At 67.1% G+C, this 15,053-nt stretch carries 15 protein-coding genes; 8 read left to right on the top strand and 7 right to left on the bottom strand.

What is annotated here, in order from left to right; all coding sequences use genetic code 11:
- Window positions 1-26: 26 nt before the first annotated feature.
- Window positions 27-839: a 3-methyl-2-oxobutanoate hydroxymethyltransferase gene (gene panB / locus QQ977_RS11010; RefSeq protein ID WP_285925801.1), complete on the top strand. Its 813-nt coding sequence runs from the start codon at window positions 27-29 to the stop codon at window positions 837-839.
- On the opposite strand, the gene QQ977_RS11005 is transcribed toward panB, so the two are convergent.
- Window positions 836-1,609 carry an alpha/beta fold hydrolase gene (locus QQ977_RS11005; RefSeq protein WP_285925800.1) on the bottom strand — a complete coding sequence of 258 codons (774 nt, stop codon included), beginning with the start codon at window positions 1,607-1,609 and terminating at the stop codon, window positions 836-838. The two genes, panB and QQ977_RS11005, sit on opposite strands and share 4 nt — an antisense overlap.
- A gap of 107 nt (window positions 1,610-1,716) precedes the next feature.
- Between QQ977_RS11005 and QQ977_RS11000 the strand changes: the two genes are divergently transcribed.
- Entirely contained in the window at window positions 1,717-3,588 is a 1,872-nt protein-coding gene (locus tag QQ977_RS11000) for an enoyl-CoA hydratase-related protein (RefSeq protein WP_285925799.1), read from the top strand.
- Here QQ977_RS11000 and pth2 read toward each other — a convergent pair whose 3' ends face one another.
- Window positions 3,589-3,927 carry a peptidyl-tRNA hydrolase Pth2 gene (pth2, locus tag QQ977_RS10995; RefSeq protein ID WP_285925798.1) on the bottom strand — a complete coding sequence of 113 codons (339 nt, stop codon included), beginning with the start codon at window positions 3,925-3,927 and terminating at the stop codon, window positions 3,589-3,591.
- 101 nt (window positions 3,928-4,028) lie between these two features.
- Here pth2 and QQ977_RS10990 point away from each other — a divergent pair, with 101 nt between their 5' ends.
- The 5 genes from QQ977_RS10990 (at window position 4,029) to QQ977_RS10970 (ending at window position 8,145) form a co-directional block, all read left to right on the top strand.
- A complete protein-coding gene (locus tag QQ977_RS10990; protein ID WP_285925797.1) occupies window positions 4,029-4,676 on the top strand; it encodes a thioredoxin domain-containing protein in 648 nt (215 codons plus the stop codon).
- Window positions 4,677-4,723: 47 nt separating this feature from the next.
- Window positions 4,724-5,323: a dCTP deaminase gene (gene dcd / locus QQ977_RS10985; RefSeq protein WP_285925796.1), complete on the top strand. Its 600-nt coding sequence runs from the start codon at window positions 4,724-4,726 to the stop codon at window positions 5,321-5,323.
- Window positions 5,324-5,410: 87 nt separating this feature from the next.
- A complete protein-coding gene (locus tag QQ977_RS10980) occupies window positions 5,411-6,259 on the top strand; it encodes an NOP5/NOP56 family protein (RefSeq protein ID WP_285925795.1) in 849 nt (282 codons plus the stop codon).
- The gene (locus QQ977_RS10975) at window positions 6,252-6,890 is read left to right on the top strand and encodes a fibrillarin-like rRNA/tRNA 2'-O-methyltransferase (protein WP_285925794.1); all 639 of its coding nucleotides are present in this window, start codon (window positions 6,252-6,254) and stop codon (window positions 6,888-6,890) included. The genes QQ977_RS10980 and QQ977_RS10975 overlap by 8 nt, the downstream gene beginning before the upstream one ends.
- Before the next feature lie 58 nt (window positions 6,891-6,948).
- Entirely contained in the window at window positions 6,949-8,145 is a 1,197-nt protein-coding gene (locus QQ977_RS10970) for a PQQ-binding-like beta-propeller repeat protein (RefSeq protein ID WP_285925793.1), read from the top strand.
- Between the two features lie 381 nt (window positions 8,146-8,526).
- Here QQ977_RS10970 and QQ977_RS10960 read toward each other — a convergent pair whose 3' ends face one another.
- Both QQ977_RS10960 and QQ977_RS10955 read right to left on the bottom strand, forming a co-directional pair.
- Complete coding sequence (locus QQ977_RS10960) at window positions 8,527-9,096, bottom strand: hypothetical protein (protein ID WP_285925791.1); 570 nt, start codon at window positions 9,094-9,096, stop codon at window positions 8,527-8,529.
- A 2-nt stretch (window positions 9,097-9,098) separates the two neighbouring features.
- On the bottom strand, window positions 9,099-9,626 hold the full coding sequence (locus QQ977_RS10955; protein WP_285925790.1) for a hypothetical protein: 528 nt from the start codon (window positions 9,624-9,626) through the stop codon (window positions 9,099-9,101).
- A gap of 263 nt (window positions 9,627-9,889) precedes the next feature.
- On the opposite strand from QQ977_RS10955, the gene QQ977_RS10950 reads away from it, so the two are divergent.
- Window positions 9,890-11,017 (top strand): tyrosine-type recombinase/integrase, encoded by a 1,128-nt coding sequence (locus QQ977_RS10950; RefSeq protein WP_285928701.1) that lies wholly within the window; start codon window positions 9,890-9,892, stop codon window positions 11,015-11,017.
- A 15-nt stretch (window positions 11,018-11,032) separates the two neighbouring features.
- Here QQ977_RS10950 and QQ977_RS10945 read toward each other — a convergent pair whose 3' ends face one another.
- The 3 genes from QQ977_RS10945 to QQ977_RS10935 all read right to left on the bottom strand — a co-directional run bounded on the left by QQ977_RS10945 (window position 11,033) and on the right by QQ977_RS10935 (window position 14,961).
- Window positions 11,033-12,112, bottom strand: a complete 1,080-nt coding sequence (locus QQ977_RS10945; protein WP_285925789.1) for a DUF354 domain-containing protein — start codon at window positions 12,110-12,112, stop codon at window positions 11,033-11,035.
- Window positions 12,109-13,137: a glycosyltransferase family 2 protein gene (locus tag QQ977_RS10940; protein ID WP_285925788.1), complete on the bottom strand. Its 1,029-nt coding sequence runs from the start codon at window positions 13,135-13,137 to the stop codon at window positions 12,109-12,111. Before QQ977_RS10940 ends, QQ977_RS10945 begins: the two co-directional genes overlap by 4 nt.
- Before the next feature lie 360 nt (window positions 13,138-13,497).
- Window positions 13,498-14,961, bottom strand: a complete 1,464-nt coding sequence (locus tag QQ977_RS10935) for a monovalent cation/H+ antiporter subunit D family protein (RefSeq protein WP_285925787.1) — start codon at window positions 14,959-14,961, stop codon at window positions 13,498-13,500.
- Window positions 14,962-15,053 lie beyond the last annotated feature (92 nt).

Raw genomic sequence — 15,053 nt, 5'->3', positions numbered from 1 at the left:
TTACCCACCGGGCCGGACGTGGTGGTATGGTAACGGTGCGGGACCTGCAGGCGAAAACGGGCGACGAACCGATCACGATGCTGACGGCCTACGACGCGCCGACGGCCGAGATCGTCGACGAGGCGGGCGTCGACGTCATTCTCGTCGGCGACAGCGTCGGCAACACGACGCTCGGTCACGAGACGACCCTGCCCGTTACGGTCGCGGACATGGAACGACACACCGCAGCCGTCGTCCGGGCGACCGACGAGGCGATGGTCGTCGCGGACATGCCCTTTCTCTCCTACGGTGCCGACGAAAAAGAGAGCATCCACAACGCCGGCCGAATGCTCACGGAGGCAGGTGCAGCGGCCGTCAAACTCGAGAGCGGCCCCCACACTGTTTCCCTCACCGAACGGATGGTCCAGCTTGGCATTCCGGTGATGGCTCACCTCGGGCTGACCCCCCAGCACGTCAACCAGTACGGCGGCTACCCCCGCCAGGGGACCGACCAGGAAGCCGCCGAGCGCATCCTCGAGCTCGCCCGGGCTCACGAGGACGCCGGCGCGTTCTCGCTCGTCTTAGAGCACGTCCCCGCGAACCTCGCAGCGGAGGTGACCGATGCGCTCGAGATCCCGACGATCGGCATCGGGGCGGGTCCTGACTGCGACGGACAGGTGCTCGTTTTCAACGACGCGGTCGGACTCAGCGAGTGGTCGCCGTCGTTCTCGAAGCAGTTCGGCGACGTTCGCGGCGAGATGAAACAAGCCGTCGACGACTACGTCGACGCCGTCGAGAGCGAGACGTTCCCGGCAGACGAACACAGTCACGAGGAAGGCAACCTCGAGGATCTCTATTAGACGCGTGAGTCGAGAAACGTCGCGACGGCGTCGTTGAACGCGTCGGGCCGTTCGAGCATCGCGAGGTGGGCGGCGTCGTCGACCTCGACGAGAGTGCCGTCCGCGACGTTCTCGACGATGAACTCGTGGTACCACGGCGGGGTGAGCCGGTCGTGCTCGCCGTAAATCGCGAGGACGGGGACGTCGATCGCTCCGAGACGATCGCGTATGTCGAACCGGTGACAGGTTAGGAAGTCCCGATGGGTGACGTCCTGACCGGTCTCGCGCATCCGCTCGATCGACAGCTCTCGAATCTGTGGGTCCGGATCGTGAAAGAGCCGACCATCTTCGTGGAGAAACGCGAGTGCACGCTCGAAGTCCGACTCGAGCCACTGGAGAAGATCCTCGAGGACGCCGAGTCGTGCGCCGGTGCCGGTCAGAACGACGGCGTCGGGAGCGTATCCGCGCTCGAGTAACAGATGCATGACGACGGCCCCGCCAAGCGAGTTGCCCACAAGTACCTGGGCGTCGGTTTCCTCGGCGACTGCGAGGACGTCGTCGGCGTAGGCATCGAGCGTCGTGTATCCCGGGCTCGCGTCGATGTCGTCGGATTCGCCGTGGCCACTCAGATCGAGGGCAGCGACGGGAAACCGATCGGCCAGTCGGTGCTGGGATTTCCAGACGGCGTTGCTGGCCCCGCTGCCGTGTACGAAAAGCAGTGAGGGTCTGTCGCCCCCGCGATCGGCCTCGGCGTAGGCGGTCGTCCGCCCGAGGTGAGAAATCGTTTCCATATGTTATCTACCACACTGGGAGATATAAAACCACGAGTCTGTTTACCGCCTCGAATGCGTTGTGAAAACGTTTACCAGATTCCGACTGTCGAGTGTACACGAGTTACATGCATACGACGAATAGTTCTGACGTCGACGCCGTCGCCATCGTCGGGGTCGACGCGGGCGGAGCCGATCTCGCGGAAGACCTCGCCACGGCAGGCTACGAGATTTACGTTACCACACCCGGCACGGACGAGCCGGACGCGACAGCGACGGCCCTCGAGGCGGCGGTTCGGGCTGGCGACGTCGTCGTCGAGACGGCCGCGGCTCGCGAGCGCGAACCGGACGTCCTCGCGCGCATCGATTCCCTCGCATCCCCGGAGACGATCCTGGCCGTGGCCCCGGACGAGACCATCGACGAGGGCGTGCCGGCGGCACACCGTCTGGAACGAGTCGTCGAGCTCCGACTCACACGGCCGCTCGTCGACGCCGACCTCGTCGAGATCGGTCGGAGCGAGCGAACGGCCGACGAGACGGTCGCGACGATGGAGGCGCTGTTTGCAGACGCCGCGATTCCGACGGTGACCGTCGACCGACCGCTCCGGGCCTCGGTGCTCGAACGACTCCTCCTCCCGGTATGGCTCGAGGCGGCCCGGCAGGTCGAGACCGGGACGGAGCCGGCGGCGATCGACGCCGCGATCCGTCGACTCGGGATTCCGGCGGGGCCGTGTGAACGGCTGGACGCGGCTGGCATCGACGCCGTCGTCGAGCGAGTCGAGACGCTACGGGATCGGGGCCTCGAACTGTCTATTCCGTCGATCCTGCAGGAGCTGCTCGAGGAGGGACGCCATGGCGTGACCGCGGGCGAGGGGTTTCACACCTACGACGGCGACGACCGGGTCGCTATCCCGCGTGAACGTCGGTACGAGGTCGATCCGCTCGCCGTCCTCGCACCGGCGATCGACGCGGCGACACGGCTGCTCGAAGCCGACGTCGTCACCGAAGACGCCGTCGACGACGCCGTGCGGAGCGCGGGCTGGCCGCGAGGGCTCCTCGAGATCGCCGACGAGTACGGGCTCGACCGCGTATGCGAGGTGCTCGCAGCGGGAGACAGAGAGCCAGCGCCGCTGCTCGCGTCGATGGTCGCCGAGGGGACGACCGGACTCGACGCCGGTGAGGGTTTTCATCAGTGGGACTACGAGGCGACGACGTTCGGGACCGTCCGCTACGAACGTCGGGAGTGTCTGGCCGTCGTCACCCTCGATCGCCCGGACGTGCTCAACGCCCTCGATCGCGAGAGCTGGCTCGGCCTTCGCCGCGCGCTCGAGCGAGCCGACGCAGACGAGGCGGTCCGGGCGACGATCCTGCGGGGCAGCGGTCGAGCGTTCTCCGCAGGCGACGACATCGCCGAGATGGCCGGCTGGGCGGACGACGACGAGGCGACCGCGTTCTTCCAGGAGGTGCTCGGGCCGACGGTCGAGGAGCTTCGCACGCACTCGAAGCCGACCATCGGCGTCGTCGACGGGATCGCCACGGGCGGAGGCTGTGAGCTGATCGTCGTCTGTGACGTAGCGGTCGCGACGCCAGACAGCGAACTCGGCCTTCCGGAGGCGCTCATCGGGGCGATTCCGCCGATCGCGCCGGCCTACGGCCTGCCGGCGATCGGAAAGAAAGACTTCATGGAGCTTGCGTTCACCGGCGACCGACTCTCGGGTACCGAAGCCGAGGAACGCGGACTCGTGAACTACGTCGTCGACGAGGGCCAGATCGAGGACGTGGCACGCGAACTCGCCCTGGCGACGACCGCCGCCTCGCCCGAGTCGGTCGCCGCGATCAAGGGCGTCTGGAACCGGATGGAAGACGAGCTGCTCGAGCCGATCTTCGCGGACTGTCTGGAGACCGTCGCGACGACGCTGCAGTCGGAGGCGGGTCAGGAGGGGATGACGGCGTTTCTCGAGGGTCGGAATCCGGCGTGGTCGCGCCGGCACGACGGGTGATCAGAGCAACGAGAGGTCGCCGGTCACCCGATCGACCGCCTGCTCGTCGGCCGGCCCGACCGCCAGCGCGGTGACGGTGCCGGGCTCGAGCTGGGTGTGACCGGCGTCGCGGACGAGGGCGTTGGGAATCCCCTCGCGGTCGGCCAGCTCCGAGAGTTCGTGGAGGTCACGCTCGCTCGTCGCCTTCAGGACGATCTTCTTCTGGCCGCCGTCTTTCCACCGTCTCCGGGCGCGGTCGTCGGCCGTCTCGTAGGCAGACAGCGAGGCGTGTGCCACCTGGGCGGCGAGCTTTCCCTCTCCCATTCCGACGTCGGTGCGTGCGACGATGGCCTGTTTCATACGGAGCCGGTCGGGGGCGAGGGCTAAAGCGACGGCGATGTTGCTCGGGCGAGCAGGCTGGGTCGCTACGTATTTACTTCCGGGGTCGATAGCAATCGGACATGAACGTCTCCCGACGTACGCTCTTGCAAGCAGCGGGTGCCGGCGCTGTCGTCGGCGTCGCCGGCTGTCTCGGCGACGACAGACCGGAGGCGGCCGGCGAGCCGGTCGACTCGCTTCCCGCGCCCGTCGCCGGCGACCCCGACGCCGACGTCACCGTCGAAGTGTACGCCGACTTCGCGTGTCCGGGCTGTCGGTGGTTCGAACTCGAAGTCGCCCCCGAACTCACCGCCGAGTACGTCGACCCGGAGCTGGTCCGGTACGAACACCGCGACTTCCCGATTCCGGTCGACGACACCTGGTCGTGGGCCGTCGCCAACGCCGCCCGCTCGGTCCAGGACCGCGAGGGCGACGACGCGTTCTGGTCGTTCGTTCCGACCGTCTTCCAGTCCCAGGACGACTACTCCTACGACGTGCTCGCGTCGATCGCCGACGAGTTCGGCTACGACGGCGAGCGGACGAGCGCCGACGCCGAGGCCGGCACGTACGACGCGGTTCTCGAAGACGACAGAGGCCGTGGCGAGACGGCAGGCGTCGGGGGAACCCCGGCGATCGTCGTCGACGGCGGAATCGTCGACATCCCGGAGCAGCCGACGGTCGACGACGTCGTCACGGAAATCTCTGGCGCGATCGACGACGCGCTCGAGTAAGCCGCAATTTCGAAGAGATTTACCTCCCCCACACTCGAGTCTCCCCCATGATCCTCTCCGACGCGGACATCCTGCGACGGCTCGAGGAGGGCGACCTCGTCATCGAGCCGATCGACGACCTCGCACTCCAGATCCAGCCGGCGAGTGTCGACCTGCGACTCGGCCGGGAGTTTCTCGAGTTCCAGCGGACGAACATCCCCTGTATCCACCCCGACAGCGAACGGGAAGTCGACGAGTACGTCACCGAAACCGTCGTCGAGGAGGGCGACGACTTCATTCTGCATCCGGGCGACTTCGTACTCGGAACGACCCACGAACGGGTCGAGATCCCGCCGGACCTGATCGCTCACGTGGAGGGACGGTCGTCGCTGGGACGGCTTGCCGTGGTAGTCCATGCCACAGCCGGGCTGTGCGATCCCGGGTACAGAGGCCAGATCACCCTCGAGCTCTCGAATCTCGGCACCGCACCCGTCGCGCTGACGCCGGGGATGCGCATCTCACAGTTGACGTTTACCGAACTCACGACCGAGGCGGACCGGCCCTACGGCAGCGACCGCGGCTCGAAGTACCAGGACCAGGACGGCCCCCAGGCCTCCCGCATCCAGAGCGACCACGAGTTCGGCGGCGACCAACTCGAGGAGGAGTGACTGTGGCGGTCACGGCTCGTCGGCGAGGGCGACGCGTGCCCGCCACGGAGCGGGGCGTTTAATCGCTCCGGCACGAAACCGGGATACATGACTGACAGCGACGGATGGTTCGCGGAGCTCTCCCGCGGGGACGAGACCGCGGCGACGGCGGCCGTCCGCGAGGGCAGCGCCGAGGAGCCCCGGGAGTGGCCCCGACTCGCCGTCGAGGCCGGCTTCGCGGACGACGCCGACGACTACTACGACGCCGTACACGAGGCAACGACGGCCGCGACGCGGGAGGCGGTCCGGGAACGCGAGCGGGCGGACGACCGCCAGCTCGTCCACGCCGTCCGGGCGATGGACGACTGTCGACGCACGGCGAACGAACTCGCCGAACGCCTCGCGGAGTGGGCCGGCACGGTCGACGACGAGGCCGAACCCGGCCTCGAGTACGCCCGCGAGCTCGCCGCCCGCGAGCCCGAGCCGGACGAGACGCGGCTGGTCTCACTTGCGAGTCGCGTCGCGTCCCTCGCTGACGAGGCCGACGAGCTCCGGGAGTTCGTCGAGCGCAAGACGCCCTCGATCGCGCCCAACCTCGCCGCCCTCGCCGGCTCTCCCCTCGCTGCGCGGCTGATCTCGCTCGCCGGCGGGCTCGAGGAGCTGGCGAAACAGCCAAGCGGCACGATCCAGGTGCTCGGGGCCGAGGACGCCCTCTTTGCCCACCTGCGGGGTCACGCCCCGTCGCCGAAACACGGGATCATCTACACCCACGAGGCGGTCCGGGGCACCCGACCCGAAGACCGCGGCTCGGCGGCCCGGGCACTGGCCGGCAAGCTCGCCATCGCCGCCCGGATCGACCACTACTCGGGGGACTATCGCCCCGAGCTCGAGGCCGAACTCGCCGAGCGCATCGAGACGATCCAGGCGCGTGCAGACGACGAGGACGACGATGAGTGAGACAGCGCTTCCCACGGGCGTACAGCGACGCGAGATCGACGGCGAGAAGCGGCTCGCGACCTGCGGCGAGCCCGTCTACGGCGAGGCGACCGACGGCGAGTGGCGTGCGTGGGACCCCACCCGCTCGAAGCTCGGGGCGATGTTCGCTCTCGGGATGGATACCGGGCTCGAGGGCGGCGAGACGGTGTTGTACCTCGGTGCGGCGAGCGGAACGACGGTTAGTCACGTCGCGGATTTTTCGGGACCGACCTACGCCGTCGAGTTCGCTCCCCGCCCCGCACGAGACCTGCTCGCAGTCGCCGACTCGCGCCCGCGACTGTTCCCGCTGCTGAAAGACGCCCGGAAGCCCGAGAGCTACGCCCACGTCGTCGAGGGCGGCGTCGACGCGATCGTCCAGGACGTCGCGACCCGTGGTCAGGCTCGCGTCGCCCGCGAGAACCAGCGGTTTCTCGCCGACGACGGCCGGCTGTTGCTCGCGGTGAAAGCCCGCAGCGAGGACGTCACCCGGGATCCGGCGGCGGTGTTCGAGGACGTTCGGGCGGAACTCGAGACCGACTACGAAATTCTCGAGCGTCGCCGGCTCGAGGACTACCACGTCGATCACCTCGGAATCGTCGCGCGTCCGCGATGATCTGATGATCGATTGCGGGAAGGCTTTGTATCTCCCTCGCTGATTGTCGCCTAACACGATGGTCGACGAACGTGGACGCCGAGCGCTGCTGGGTTCCCTCGCGGCGAGTTGTGTCGTCGGGCTGACGGGCTGTCTCGGCGACTCCAACGACGAGCCGGCGGTGATCGAGCCGGACGTGGACACGAGCCACCCCGACGACGGCGGCGCGTGGCCCTCGTTTCAGTACGACGCCGGAAACACTGGCCACGCGCCGGGGCCGGGACCGACCGAGGCCGTCGAGCGACGCTGGCGGTTCGAGACGGATGATTCGGTCTACAGCAGCCCCGCGGTCGTCGAGGAGACAGTCTACGTCGGCAGCAACGACGGCGGCGTCTACGCAATCGACGCCGAGAACGGCGATCGACGGTGGCGGTTCGGAACGAACGGCGCGGTCTCGAGCAGTCCCGCGGTGGCCGACGACACGGTGTACGTCGGCAGCGAGGATGGGTCGGTGTACGCCGTCGACGAGGGCGAGGAGCGCTGGCACCTCGAGACCGACGATCAGGTTGTCTCGAGCCCGACGGTCCTCGAGGAGACGGTTTACGTCGGCAGCAACGACGCCACTCTCTACGCGCTCGCGGCCGACGACGGCGAGATGCGCTGGGAGTTCGAGGCGGACGGCTCCCTCCAGCGAGCGCCCGCGGTAGCCGACGGCGTCGTCTACGTCGGCAGCGACGCCGGTTCGCTCTACGCGGTCGACGCCGACGACGGCGAGGAGGTCTGGCGAATCGAGACCGACGACTGGATCCAGAGCCGGCCGACGGTGGCAGACGGCGTCGTCTACGTCGGCAGCAACGACGATCACGTCTACGCGGTCAACGTAGACGACGGCGAGATCCACTGGACGTTCGAGACCGGCGGCTCGGTGACCTCGAGTCCGGCGGTCGTCGACGGCGTCGTCTACGTCGGCAGCTTCGACAACAGCCTCTACGCGCTCTCGGCCGCATCGAACGGGGACCCGGACGATCCCGCCCCAGAAACCCAGTTCTGGAGCGTCGGCGGTTTTCTCGAGGTTCGAAGCAGTCCCGCCGTCGCCGACGGAACGGTCTACGTCGGCAACGAGGACGGATTCGTCCGTGCGCTCTCGCCCGAGACCGGCACGGAGCGCTGGCAGTACCAGACCGAGGACTGGGTGGCGTCGAGTCCGGCGGTCGTCGACGGCGTCGTCTACGTCGGTAGCGGCGACGGGTCAGTTTACGCGCTCGAGGAACCGTAGGGACACACCGTTACGGTACAAACTCCAGATATTTCACTCCGAACGCGTTTCGGTGGTGGACGACTCCCCGTCTGAGCTCCCGATGAGAAGAAAGTCGGTAGATCCGCAGTCGCAGCCGTCACTTCCGATCGGCTGAATCTCACCCGAGGGCCACTGGCGGGCTGCGTACACCGAGCCACAGTCTACACACTCGGCTAGCTCTCTCGTGACGTCGTCCCTGTTCGCCATTCTGTCCGATAGACGGCTGTTCACCGAATCAGTCTTTCCGTTCGTGTCACAGAATTGTCGAGGGCAAACCGAGAGGCGGTCGACCGTCGGTCAGTTGATCCGTGAGCGCCGGCTTCGGACGTCTCGGAGAGACCGAACCGGCCGACGACCGCGCTACGACCGGCCGGAACGGATCGCGGCGACGGCACCGCCACCGCCGGCGAAGACGGCCGGATACGCAATCCCCGCGATGGCGATTGCCGGAATCATCTCGGGTGCGCCGCTTGCGGGACCGACGGTGACCTCAAAGAGGAAGACGCCGACGATCGACGCCAGGAGATAGCCGGGTACCACGGTCAGACCGACGAGTGCGCCCTCGGTCGCGGTCCTCACCCGTCGATAGGTCGCGAGCGCGAGGCCGGCTGCGAGAAGCGTCGCCGGCGGCACCGCATAGAGGGCGACGGTGAACCCGTCCTCGCCGCCGACGTAGGAGGTGGCGTAACTGCCGAGCAACGGCACGTCGCGAAAGACCGTTTCGACGAAGTGAACGTTGTAGAACACCCACCCGACCATCTCGTAGGTGGCCGGCTCGCCCTCGAGCGCCTCGAGCACGCGTTGCAGCGGTGACTCGCGGATCTCACCGGCGACAATCAGATAGGTCAGGACGTAGCCGACGAGCCAGGCTGTGACGCCGCCGATGACGCCCTGGACGAACGGCAGTCGTCGCCTGTCACCAGCGGCCATGGTTACTCCGTCACCCCCGAAGCTTCGTCTCGTTTCTCTGGATCGTCCGTTACGCTCTCTGCCAGCAACTCGGCCATCGGGTCGAGCGAGACGTACAGCCGGGCCGCGAGGATCGCAAGTGGCGGCAACGCGAGCGCGAGAAACACGAGGTCATAGACCCATACCGCACCGCCCAGAAGCGGGGTGAGCGCCGGCGCCAGCCCCCGGTGGGCGACGAGCACCGCGACGAGGACGACGAACAGCTGGACGATCGACGCGACGTCGTCGACGACGGGCTGGGGCCCCTCGAGCGTCGATCTGACGAGTTTGGCGAGCGCTGGCGCGAGGTACAACAGCAGACCGACGATCGCAACCGTCGCGATCGCCCCGACGGCCGCGACGAACGTCATCGGCGTTCCCGGTATCACGTGGCCGACCCCTGGCAGGACAGCGACGACCGAGAGGAGCAAAATTAACGACAGGGTCGAAAGCACCAGCTTGCTGACCGACCGAAGCGTTTCGTGATCGACTGCAGTACGGACGGTTTTCATGACTGTGCTCGTGACTGTCGACGCCGGTTCAAATAACCGACCGCTCGTAAGCGTCCGTTTCGTTCGGTTGACGACCGTTTTGGATCGTTCACGTCGGTTCGTGTGCCGGTCGAAAGGCACCTTTACAGGAGTGGAGCCCCTCTACCCCGGTGAATGACAGCCGACGGACGGACAATCGGTCGGCCGCCCGCCGCGAACGGCTCTCGGTCGGCGGCCGGAACGGAACGGTCACGACGTCGTCCCGTCGAGGAGGTGATCACACCGTGACCGGCGTCAGGGTCGCAGACGCCGTTGACACCTACCTCGAGCGCAAAGCCGTCGGCGATCCGGACGGCCCGGGTGCCGGCGCGTACGCCTCGAACGCGGCGTCGATCCTGCGCCGGTTCATCACCTGGCTCGAGCGCGAACACGACGTCGTCTCTGTGTTCGAACTCGAGGCCGAACACATGCGCGCCTACGCCAGCGAACTCGAGACACGAACCGACCGCGGCGAGTACGCGGCGTCGACGGCCGGAACCTACTACGCCGTCGTCCGTGCGTTTCTCTCGTGGTGCGTCCAGGGCGGCATCCTCGAGGAAAATCCAGCGGAGACCGAGGCCGCACGGGCCGCGTTGCCGAGCGAGGACACCGAGAACGGCAGTCGGGCCTGGTCGAGCGAGCACCGCAGAGAGCTCGAGACCTACGTCGAACGACGCGCGCTCGAGGCTACAGACGCCGACCGACGCGAGCGACTGTCCCGACTGCGCGAGTACGCACTGGTGGCGACGCTCGCCCACGCCAGCGTTCGCGGGGCAGAGCTCTTTCGCGTACCCGAGGACGATCGCCGCGACGGCGCGACGTGGGGCGACGTCGACTTCTATCGCGGTCGGATCCGGGTGCTCGGGAAGTCGGGTCGACTCGAGGACGTGCCGCTGCCGGCGGCCGCCCGCACGCCGTTGCGCCGGTACCGGATCGTACTCGATCCACCATCGACCGAGTGGCCGCTGTTTCCGACCCGACACGCACCCTCGATCGCGCGTCGCGTTCGGTCGACCCTTCGCGAGCGAGGCCACGACGACGAGGAGATCGAAACCCTGCTCGAGGAGGAGACGGCAGTGACGCTCGCCCGGACGCGAACGATTGCACCGCCCGCGATCACGACCGAGGGTGCCAGATCGATCCTGAAACGACTCTGTTCCGAGGCCGGCGTCGACGTCGACGGCAATTACCTCACGCCACGCGGTGCACGCCGGGGCCTGGACGGCGATACCAGAACAGCCGCAACGACGGCAGAGACCGCGTTACGGACGGACGTCCCCGAACGGTCGCTCGCCGTCGCCAGCACGGGGCAGACGACGGCCGGACCGGGACCGGAATCGGACGGCGACGGCGGCGAGGGCCACACCGGGTGAGACAAGCTATCCCGCTCACCGCGAGACGTTGGCCGGCCGACGGCGACGCTCGACCCTCTCGCCGGCCTGTGCCTCGAGCACCTCCACGACGAACGACGTTACATCGATCTTCTCGCCGAGCAGGCGCTCACGGCGCGCTCGCCAGATCGCCGTCGTCTCCGGATCGGCGACGAGGGTCGCGACGAGTTCGAGCGCGTCCCGTTCGTCGGCGGTCGATCGGACGAGCCCGTACCGTTCCTCGAGTTCGACGAAGTTGCTGAACTCCCGGTCGCCGGTGGCAAACGACTGGATCCGGACCGCCGGCGTGGCGAGGACGCCGGCTTCCGTCGCCATCGTCGCGGAGTCGCCGGCGTAGCAGTCAGCGTAGTACAGCAGGTCGTGGATCAGGTGGGTCGGCACCGGCAGCCGGTAGGGCTCGAGGTCAGACGGGAGCGGATCGGAGCTCGTGATGTAGACCTCGCCGTGGTCGGCGAGGATGTCGACGAGCCGTCGTTTTCCCGCCGGGGAGAGTCCCGCTTCGCCGACGTCGTGGAGTGCGTCCCACGTCCGGAATCGGAGCACCGAATACCGTTCGTCGGGCTCGACGCCGTGTGCGCGCAGGCGGTCAGGCGATGGATCGAACCGGGCGGGGTGGAGGTACGCGAGCTCCTGGTAGCCGTCGTATCGGCGGTGGGTGTCGCCGTACTCCTCCCGGAACGCCCGTGGGGTACAGACCACGTGGGCAAACGGCGTGGTGATCCGGTGGGAGGTGACACCCTCGTTGTCGAGGAAGACGACGCTGCGTGCGCCGACCAGGTGAGCGACGTGGGAGACGGCGACGCCGCCGATCGCAGTCATCACGTCGGGGTCGATCGTTCGTGCTCGTCGCAACAACCGCAGCTCGTAGGTCAGCTGCGTTCGCACGAGTCCGACGATCGACTCCTGTGAACTGGCCAGCACCTCGTGGTCGATGTCGTAATGCTCGAGCAACGGCACCGCCAGGTCGTTCTCGCGGGCGAAGACGAACACCCCGTGGCCCCTGGCCTCGAGTTCGTCGATGACGTGACGATAGAAGTGGACGTGAGCCGGATGTTGGATCGTGACGATCGCCCTCACGGGACCGTCACCACCATCTCCTCGTTCTCCCGTCGGTCGAACACCATCGCGAGCAGGAGGTCGATCACGGACAGAAAGAGGAGGACCAGCGACGTCATCCCGTCCGACGAGCCGTTCGCTCGTCGACGGACCGCCGCCGTGATCCCCGCCAGTGCGATCATTCCACCGGCCACGCCGACGGCGTACATGAGCGCGAGCGGATGGAAGTCGGTCAGCAGGTACCGGACGTACAGCCGGCGGACGAACCGACGCAACAGTAGCGCCGAGAGGTTCGGAACGAACGACCGATACTGGATGTGGCTCTCCTCTTCACCGTAGACTGCCGGCATCGAGACGTCGGCGATCCGGAAGCCGTGGGTGTTGAGCGTCACCAGCAGGTCGTTCGTAAAGCCGTAGGCCTCGTAGCGGTCCTCGAGGTCGATCGCCTCGAGCGCGTCGTGAGAGATCGCCGTGTAGCCGTTCTGTGGGTCCATCATTCGCCAGTAGCCCGAGGCGATCTTCGTCAGGTACGACAGCGTGAGGTTACCGAACAGCCGCCAGGACGACATCGACGAGCGGTCGTTCCCGTAGAGGCGATTGCCCTTCGCGTAGTCGGCCGTGCCGTCGACGATCGGCTCGAGCAGCCACTCGAGGTGATCGGGGTTCATCTGGCCGTCGCCGGCCATCACGGCGGTGACGTCGATGCCGTCCGCGAGGGCGTATTGGTAGCCAGTCGTGATCGCGCCGCCGACGCCTCTGTTTTCCTCGTGGCGGATCGGCACGACGACCTCGCCCGACTCGACGCCGCCGTCGGCGGCGGTGTCACGAGGAGAGCGCGACGTAGGGCGGCCGTCGACCGGGTCGGGATCCGAGCCGTTCCGTCGGGCTGCGTGGCGGACGATCTCGTCCCACGTCCCGTCGGTCGAGCGGTCGTCGACGGCGTAGATCCGGTCGACGTAGGCGGGGATCGTCTCGATCACCTCCCCAACGAGTCCCGCCTCGTTGTACGCCGGGACGACGACCGCGACGGAGTGGCTCTCGTACATGGTCACCGGATCCCTCGAGTGCGATCTGCGCGCGACGCGATCGGGCGAGGACGGGACGATCTCGACGGCTGGATCGCTGTCTCTGTCATCCCGTCGTCCCGTCGCCCGCTGTCTGTATTGTTATTCCTGTCTTTTGGGCGTGTAACATCGTGCTACACGGACTGGGCCGACGAGTGGGGGGTATCTGCGTTCGTTCGGGCGAGGGTCCGTTGTGACCACGTTATCGTGACACGGCCTCGAGCGGTCGGGCCCCGTGTGACCAGTCAGCGGGACGATACGGGTAGCTGTGACGTACACGGTCTGTAGGTGTCCGGAAACGAGACCGCGTCGAAGGAGTCGTACCGCCGGTGTGGGTCGGTGTCAGGCCTCGAGAAGCGCGTCGATCGCGCCCTCGAGGAGGGTGTGGATCTCGCCGGAGGTGAATCCGAGGACGATGCCGAGGATCGCCCCGGCGACGATCGCGAGCATCATCCCCCGGGTGATACGCTCTGGATCGGCGTCGGTGCCGTCGAAGGAGTAGAAGTAGATCCGGTTGACGAACGGGAGGATGTACGCCGCAGACAGGAGCGTACTCCCGAGCACGAGCAGGGAGACGTACCACATGCCCTCCTCGAACGCCCCGAGTGCGATGTACCACTTGCCGACGAAGCCGAACGTCGGCGGCAGACCGATCATCGCGACGGCGAGGACGGCGAACGCGCCGGCCATCACGGGTGCCTGCTTTGCGAGCCCGCCGTACTCCTCGATGTGACGAATCCCGCCAAAGCGCAACGCGATCATCCCCGCCAGCAGGAACAGCGAGGCCTTGACGATACCGTGACCGAACATCTGGAAGATCGCACCGAAGATCGCCGTCTCGTTGGCGATCGAGAGGCCGATCAACACGATGCCGAACTGCGAGACCGTCGAGTACGCGAGCACGAGCTTGATGTGGTCCTGCAAGATTGCGAACGTGCTCCCGGCAAAGAGGCTCAACAGGCCGACGAGAAGCAACATCGTCCCGACGTCCGGATTGGTCTGGATGAAGTCGACGGTGAAGACGGTGTAGATGATTCGTGCGAAGGCGTACACCGCGACGGCGGGGACGAGCGCGGAGATGACGGCGCTGATGCCGTCGGGCGCCGAGGCGTGTGCGTCGGCGAGCCAGGTGTGAACCGGGAACAGCGCGATCTTGATCGCGAGACCGGCGGCCATCATCCCGAAGGCCGCGATCACCACCGGATCGGTGTAGCCGACCTCGGCGAGGCGCACCGACAGGTCCTGCATGTTGAGCGTCCCGGTCGCGGCGAGGGCGAGTGCGACCCCGAAGAGGTAAAATCCCGCCCCGACGGTGCCGACCAGGAGGTACTTGAACGCGGCGTAGGTCGACCAGCGGTACTTCGCCGCCGAGACCAGCGCGTACGACGAAAGCGCCATGATCTCGAGGAAGACATAGAGGTTGAACAGGTCGGCCGTAAGCGTGATCCCGAGCATCCCACCAGTCAGAAGGAGAAAGCCGCCGTAGAAGGCATTCCCCCTGGGGCCGCCGACTCGAGTGTAGACGAGCACGCCGAGACAGACGATAAGCGTGAGCAGGAGGACTAACACCGAGAGTTCGTCTGCGAACAGCTCGATACCGTGGGGCATGTCGATGCCGGCCAGATCGTGGCTGATCGGTCCGTCCGTCACGACCAGGTACGCGAGCCACACGGCGAGTCCGAACGTCGCGAGCAGGGTCGCAGCAGCGAACGGCCAGCCGATGTTCTTCCAGCGGATGCTCGCGGCGACCGGGACCGCCGAGGCGATCAACGGGAGGAGGACGACGATGCCGGTGAGCCACTCCATCGGTCAGTTCACCCCCTCGCTCCCACCGAACCCACCGATGGCGAGACGCGTTTCGATCTCGATGTCCGTCCGTCCGACCGTCTCCGTGGTGT

Source organism: Natrialbaceae archaeon AArc-T1-2 (assembly GCF_030273315.1).
Lineage (GTDB): Archaea > Halobacteriota > Halobacteria > Halobacteriales > Natrialbaceae > Tc-Br11-E2g1.
The sequence above is the reverse complement of the archived record's forward strand: the minus strand, read 5'-3'. Positions and strand labels throughout refer to the sequence as shown.

Bases quoted from the DNA above. Each gene is read 5' to 3' on its own strand.
- panB (WP_285925801.1), top strand. From the start codon at position 27: ATGGTAACGGTGCGGGACCTGCAGGCGAAAACGGGCGACGAACCGATC.
- QQ977_RS11005 (WP_285925800.1), bottom strand. From the start codon at position 1,609: ATGGAAACGATTTCTCACCTCGGGCGGACGACCGCCTACGCCGAGGCC.
- QQ977_RS11000 (WP_285925799.1), top strand. From the start codon at position 1,717: ATGCATACGACGAATAGTTCTGACGTCGACGCCGTCGCCATCGTCGGG.
- pth2 (WP_285925798.1), bottom strand. From the start codon at position 3,927: ATGAAACAGGCCATCGTCGCACGCACCGACGTCGGAATGGGAGAGGGA.
- QQ977_RS10990 (WP_285925797.1), top strand. From the start codon at position 4,029: ATGAACGTCTCCCGACGTACGCTCTTGCAAGCAGCGGGTGCCGGCGCT.
- dcd (WP_285925796.1), top strand. From the start codon at position 4,724: ATGATCCTCTCCGACGCGGACATCCTGCGACGGCTCGAGGAGGGCGAC.
- QQ977_RS10980 (WP_285925795.1), top strand. From the start codon at position 5,411: ATGACTGACAGCGACGGATGGTTCGCGGAGCTCTCCCGCGGGGACGAG.
- QQ977_RS10975 (WP_285925794.1), top strand. From the start codon at position 6,252: ATGAGTGAGACAGCGCTTCCCACGGGCGTACAGCGACGCGAGATCGAC.
- QQ977_RS10970 (WP_285925793.1), top strand. From the start codon at position 6,949: ATGGTCGACGAACGTGGACGCCGAGCGCTGCTGGGTTCCCTCGCGGCG.
- QQ977_RS10960 (WP_285925791.1), bottom strand. From the start codon at position 9,096: ATGGCCGCTGGTGACAGGCGACGACTGCCGTTCGTCCAGGGCGTCATC.
- QQ977_RS10955 (WP_285925790.1), bottom strand. From the start codon at position 9,626: ATGAAAACCGTCCGTACTGCAGTCGATCACGAAACGCTTCGGTCGGTC.
- QQ977_RS10940 (WP_285925788.1), bottom strand. From the start codon at position 13,137: ATGTACGAGAGCCACTCCGTCGCGGTCGTCGTCCCGGCGTACAACGAG.
- QQ977_RS10935 (WP_285925787.1), bottom strand. From the start codon at position 14,961: ATGGAGTGGCTCACCGGCATCGTCGTCCTCCTCCCGTTGATCGCCTCG.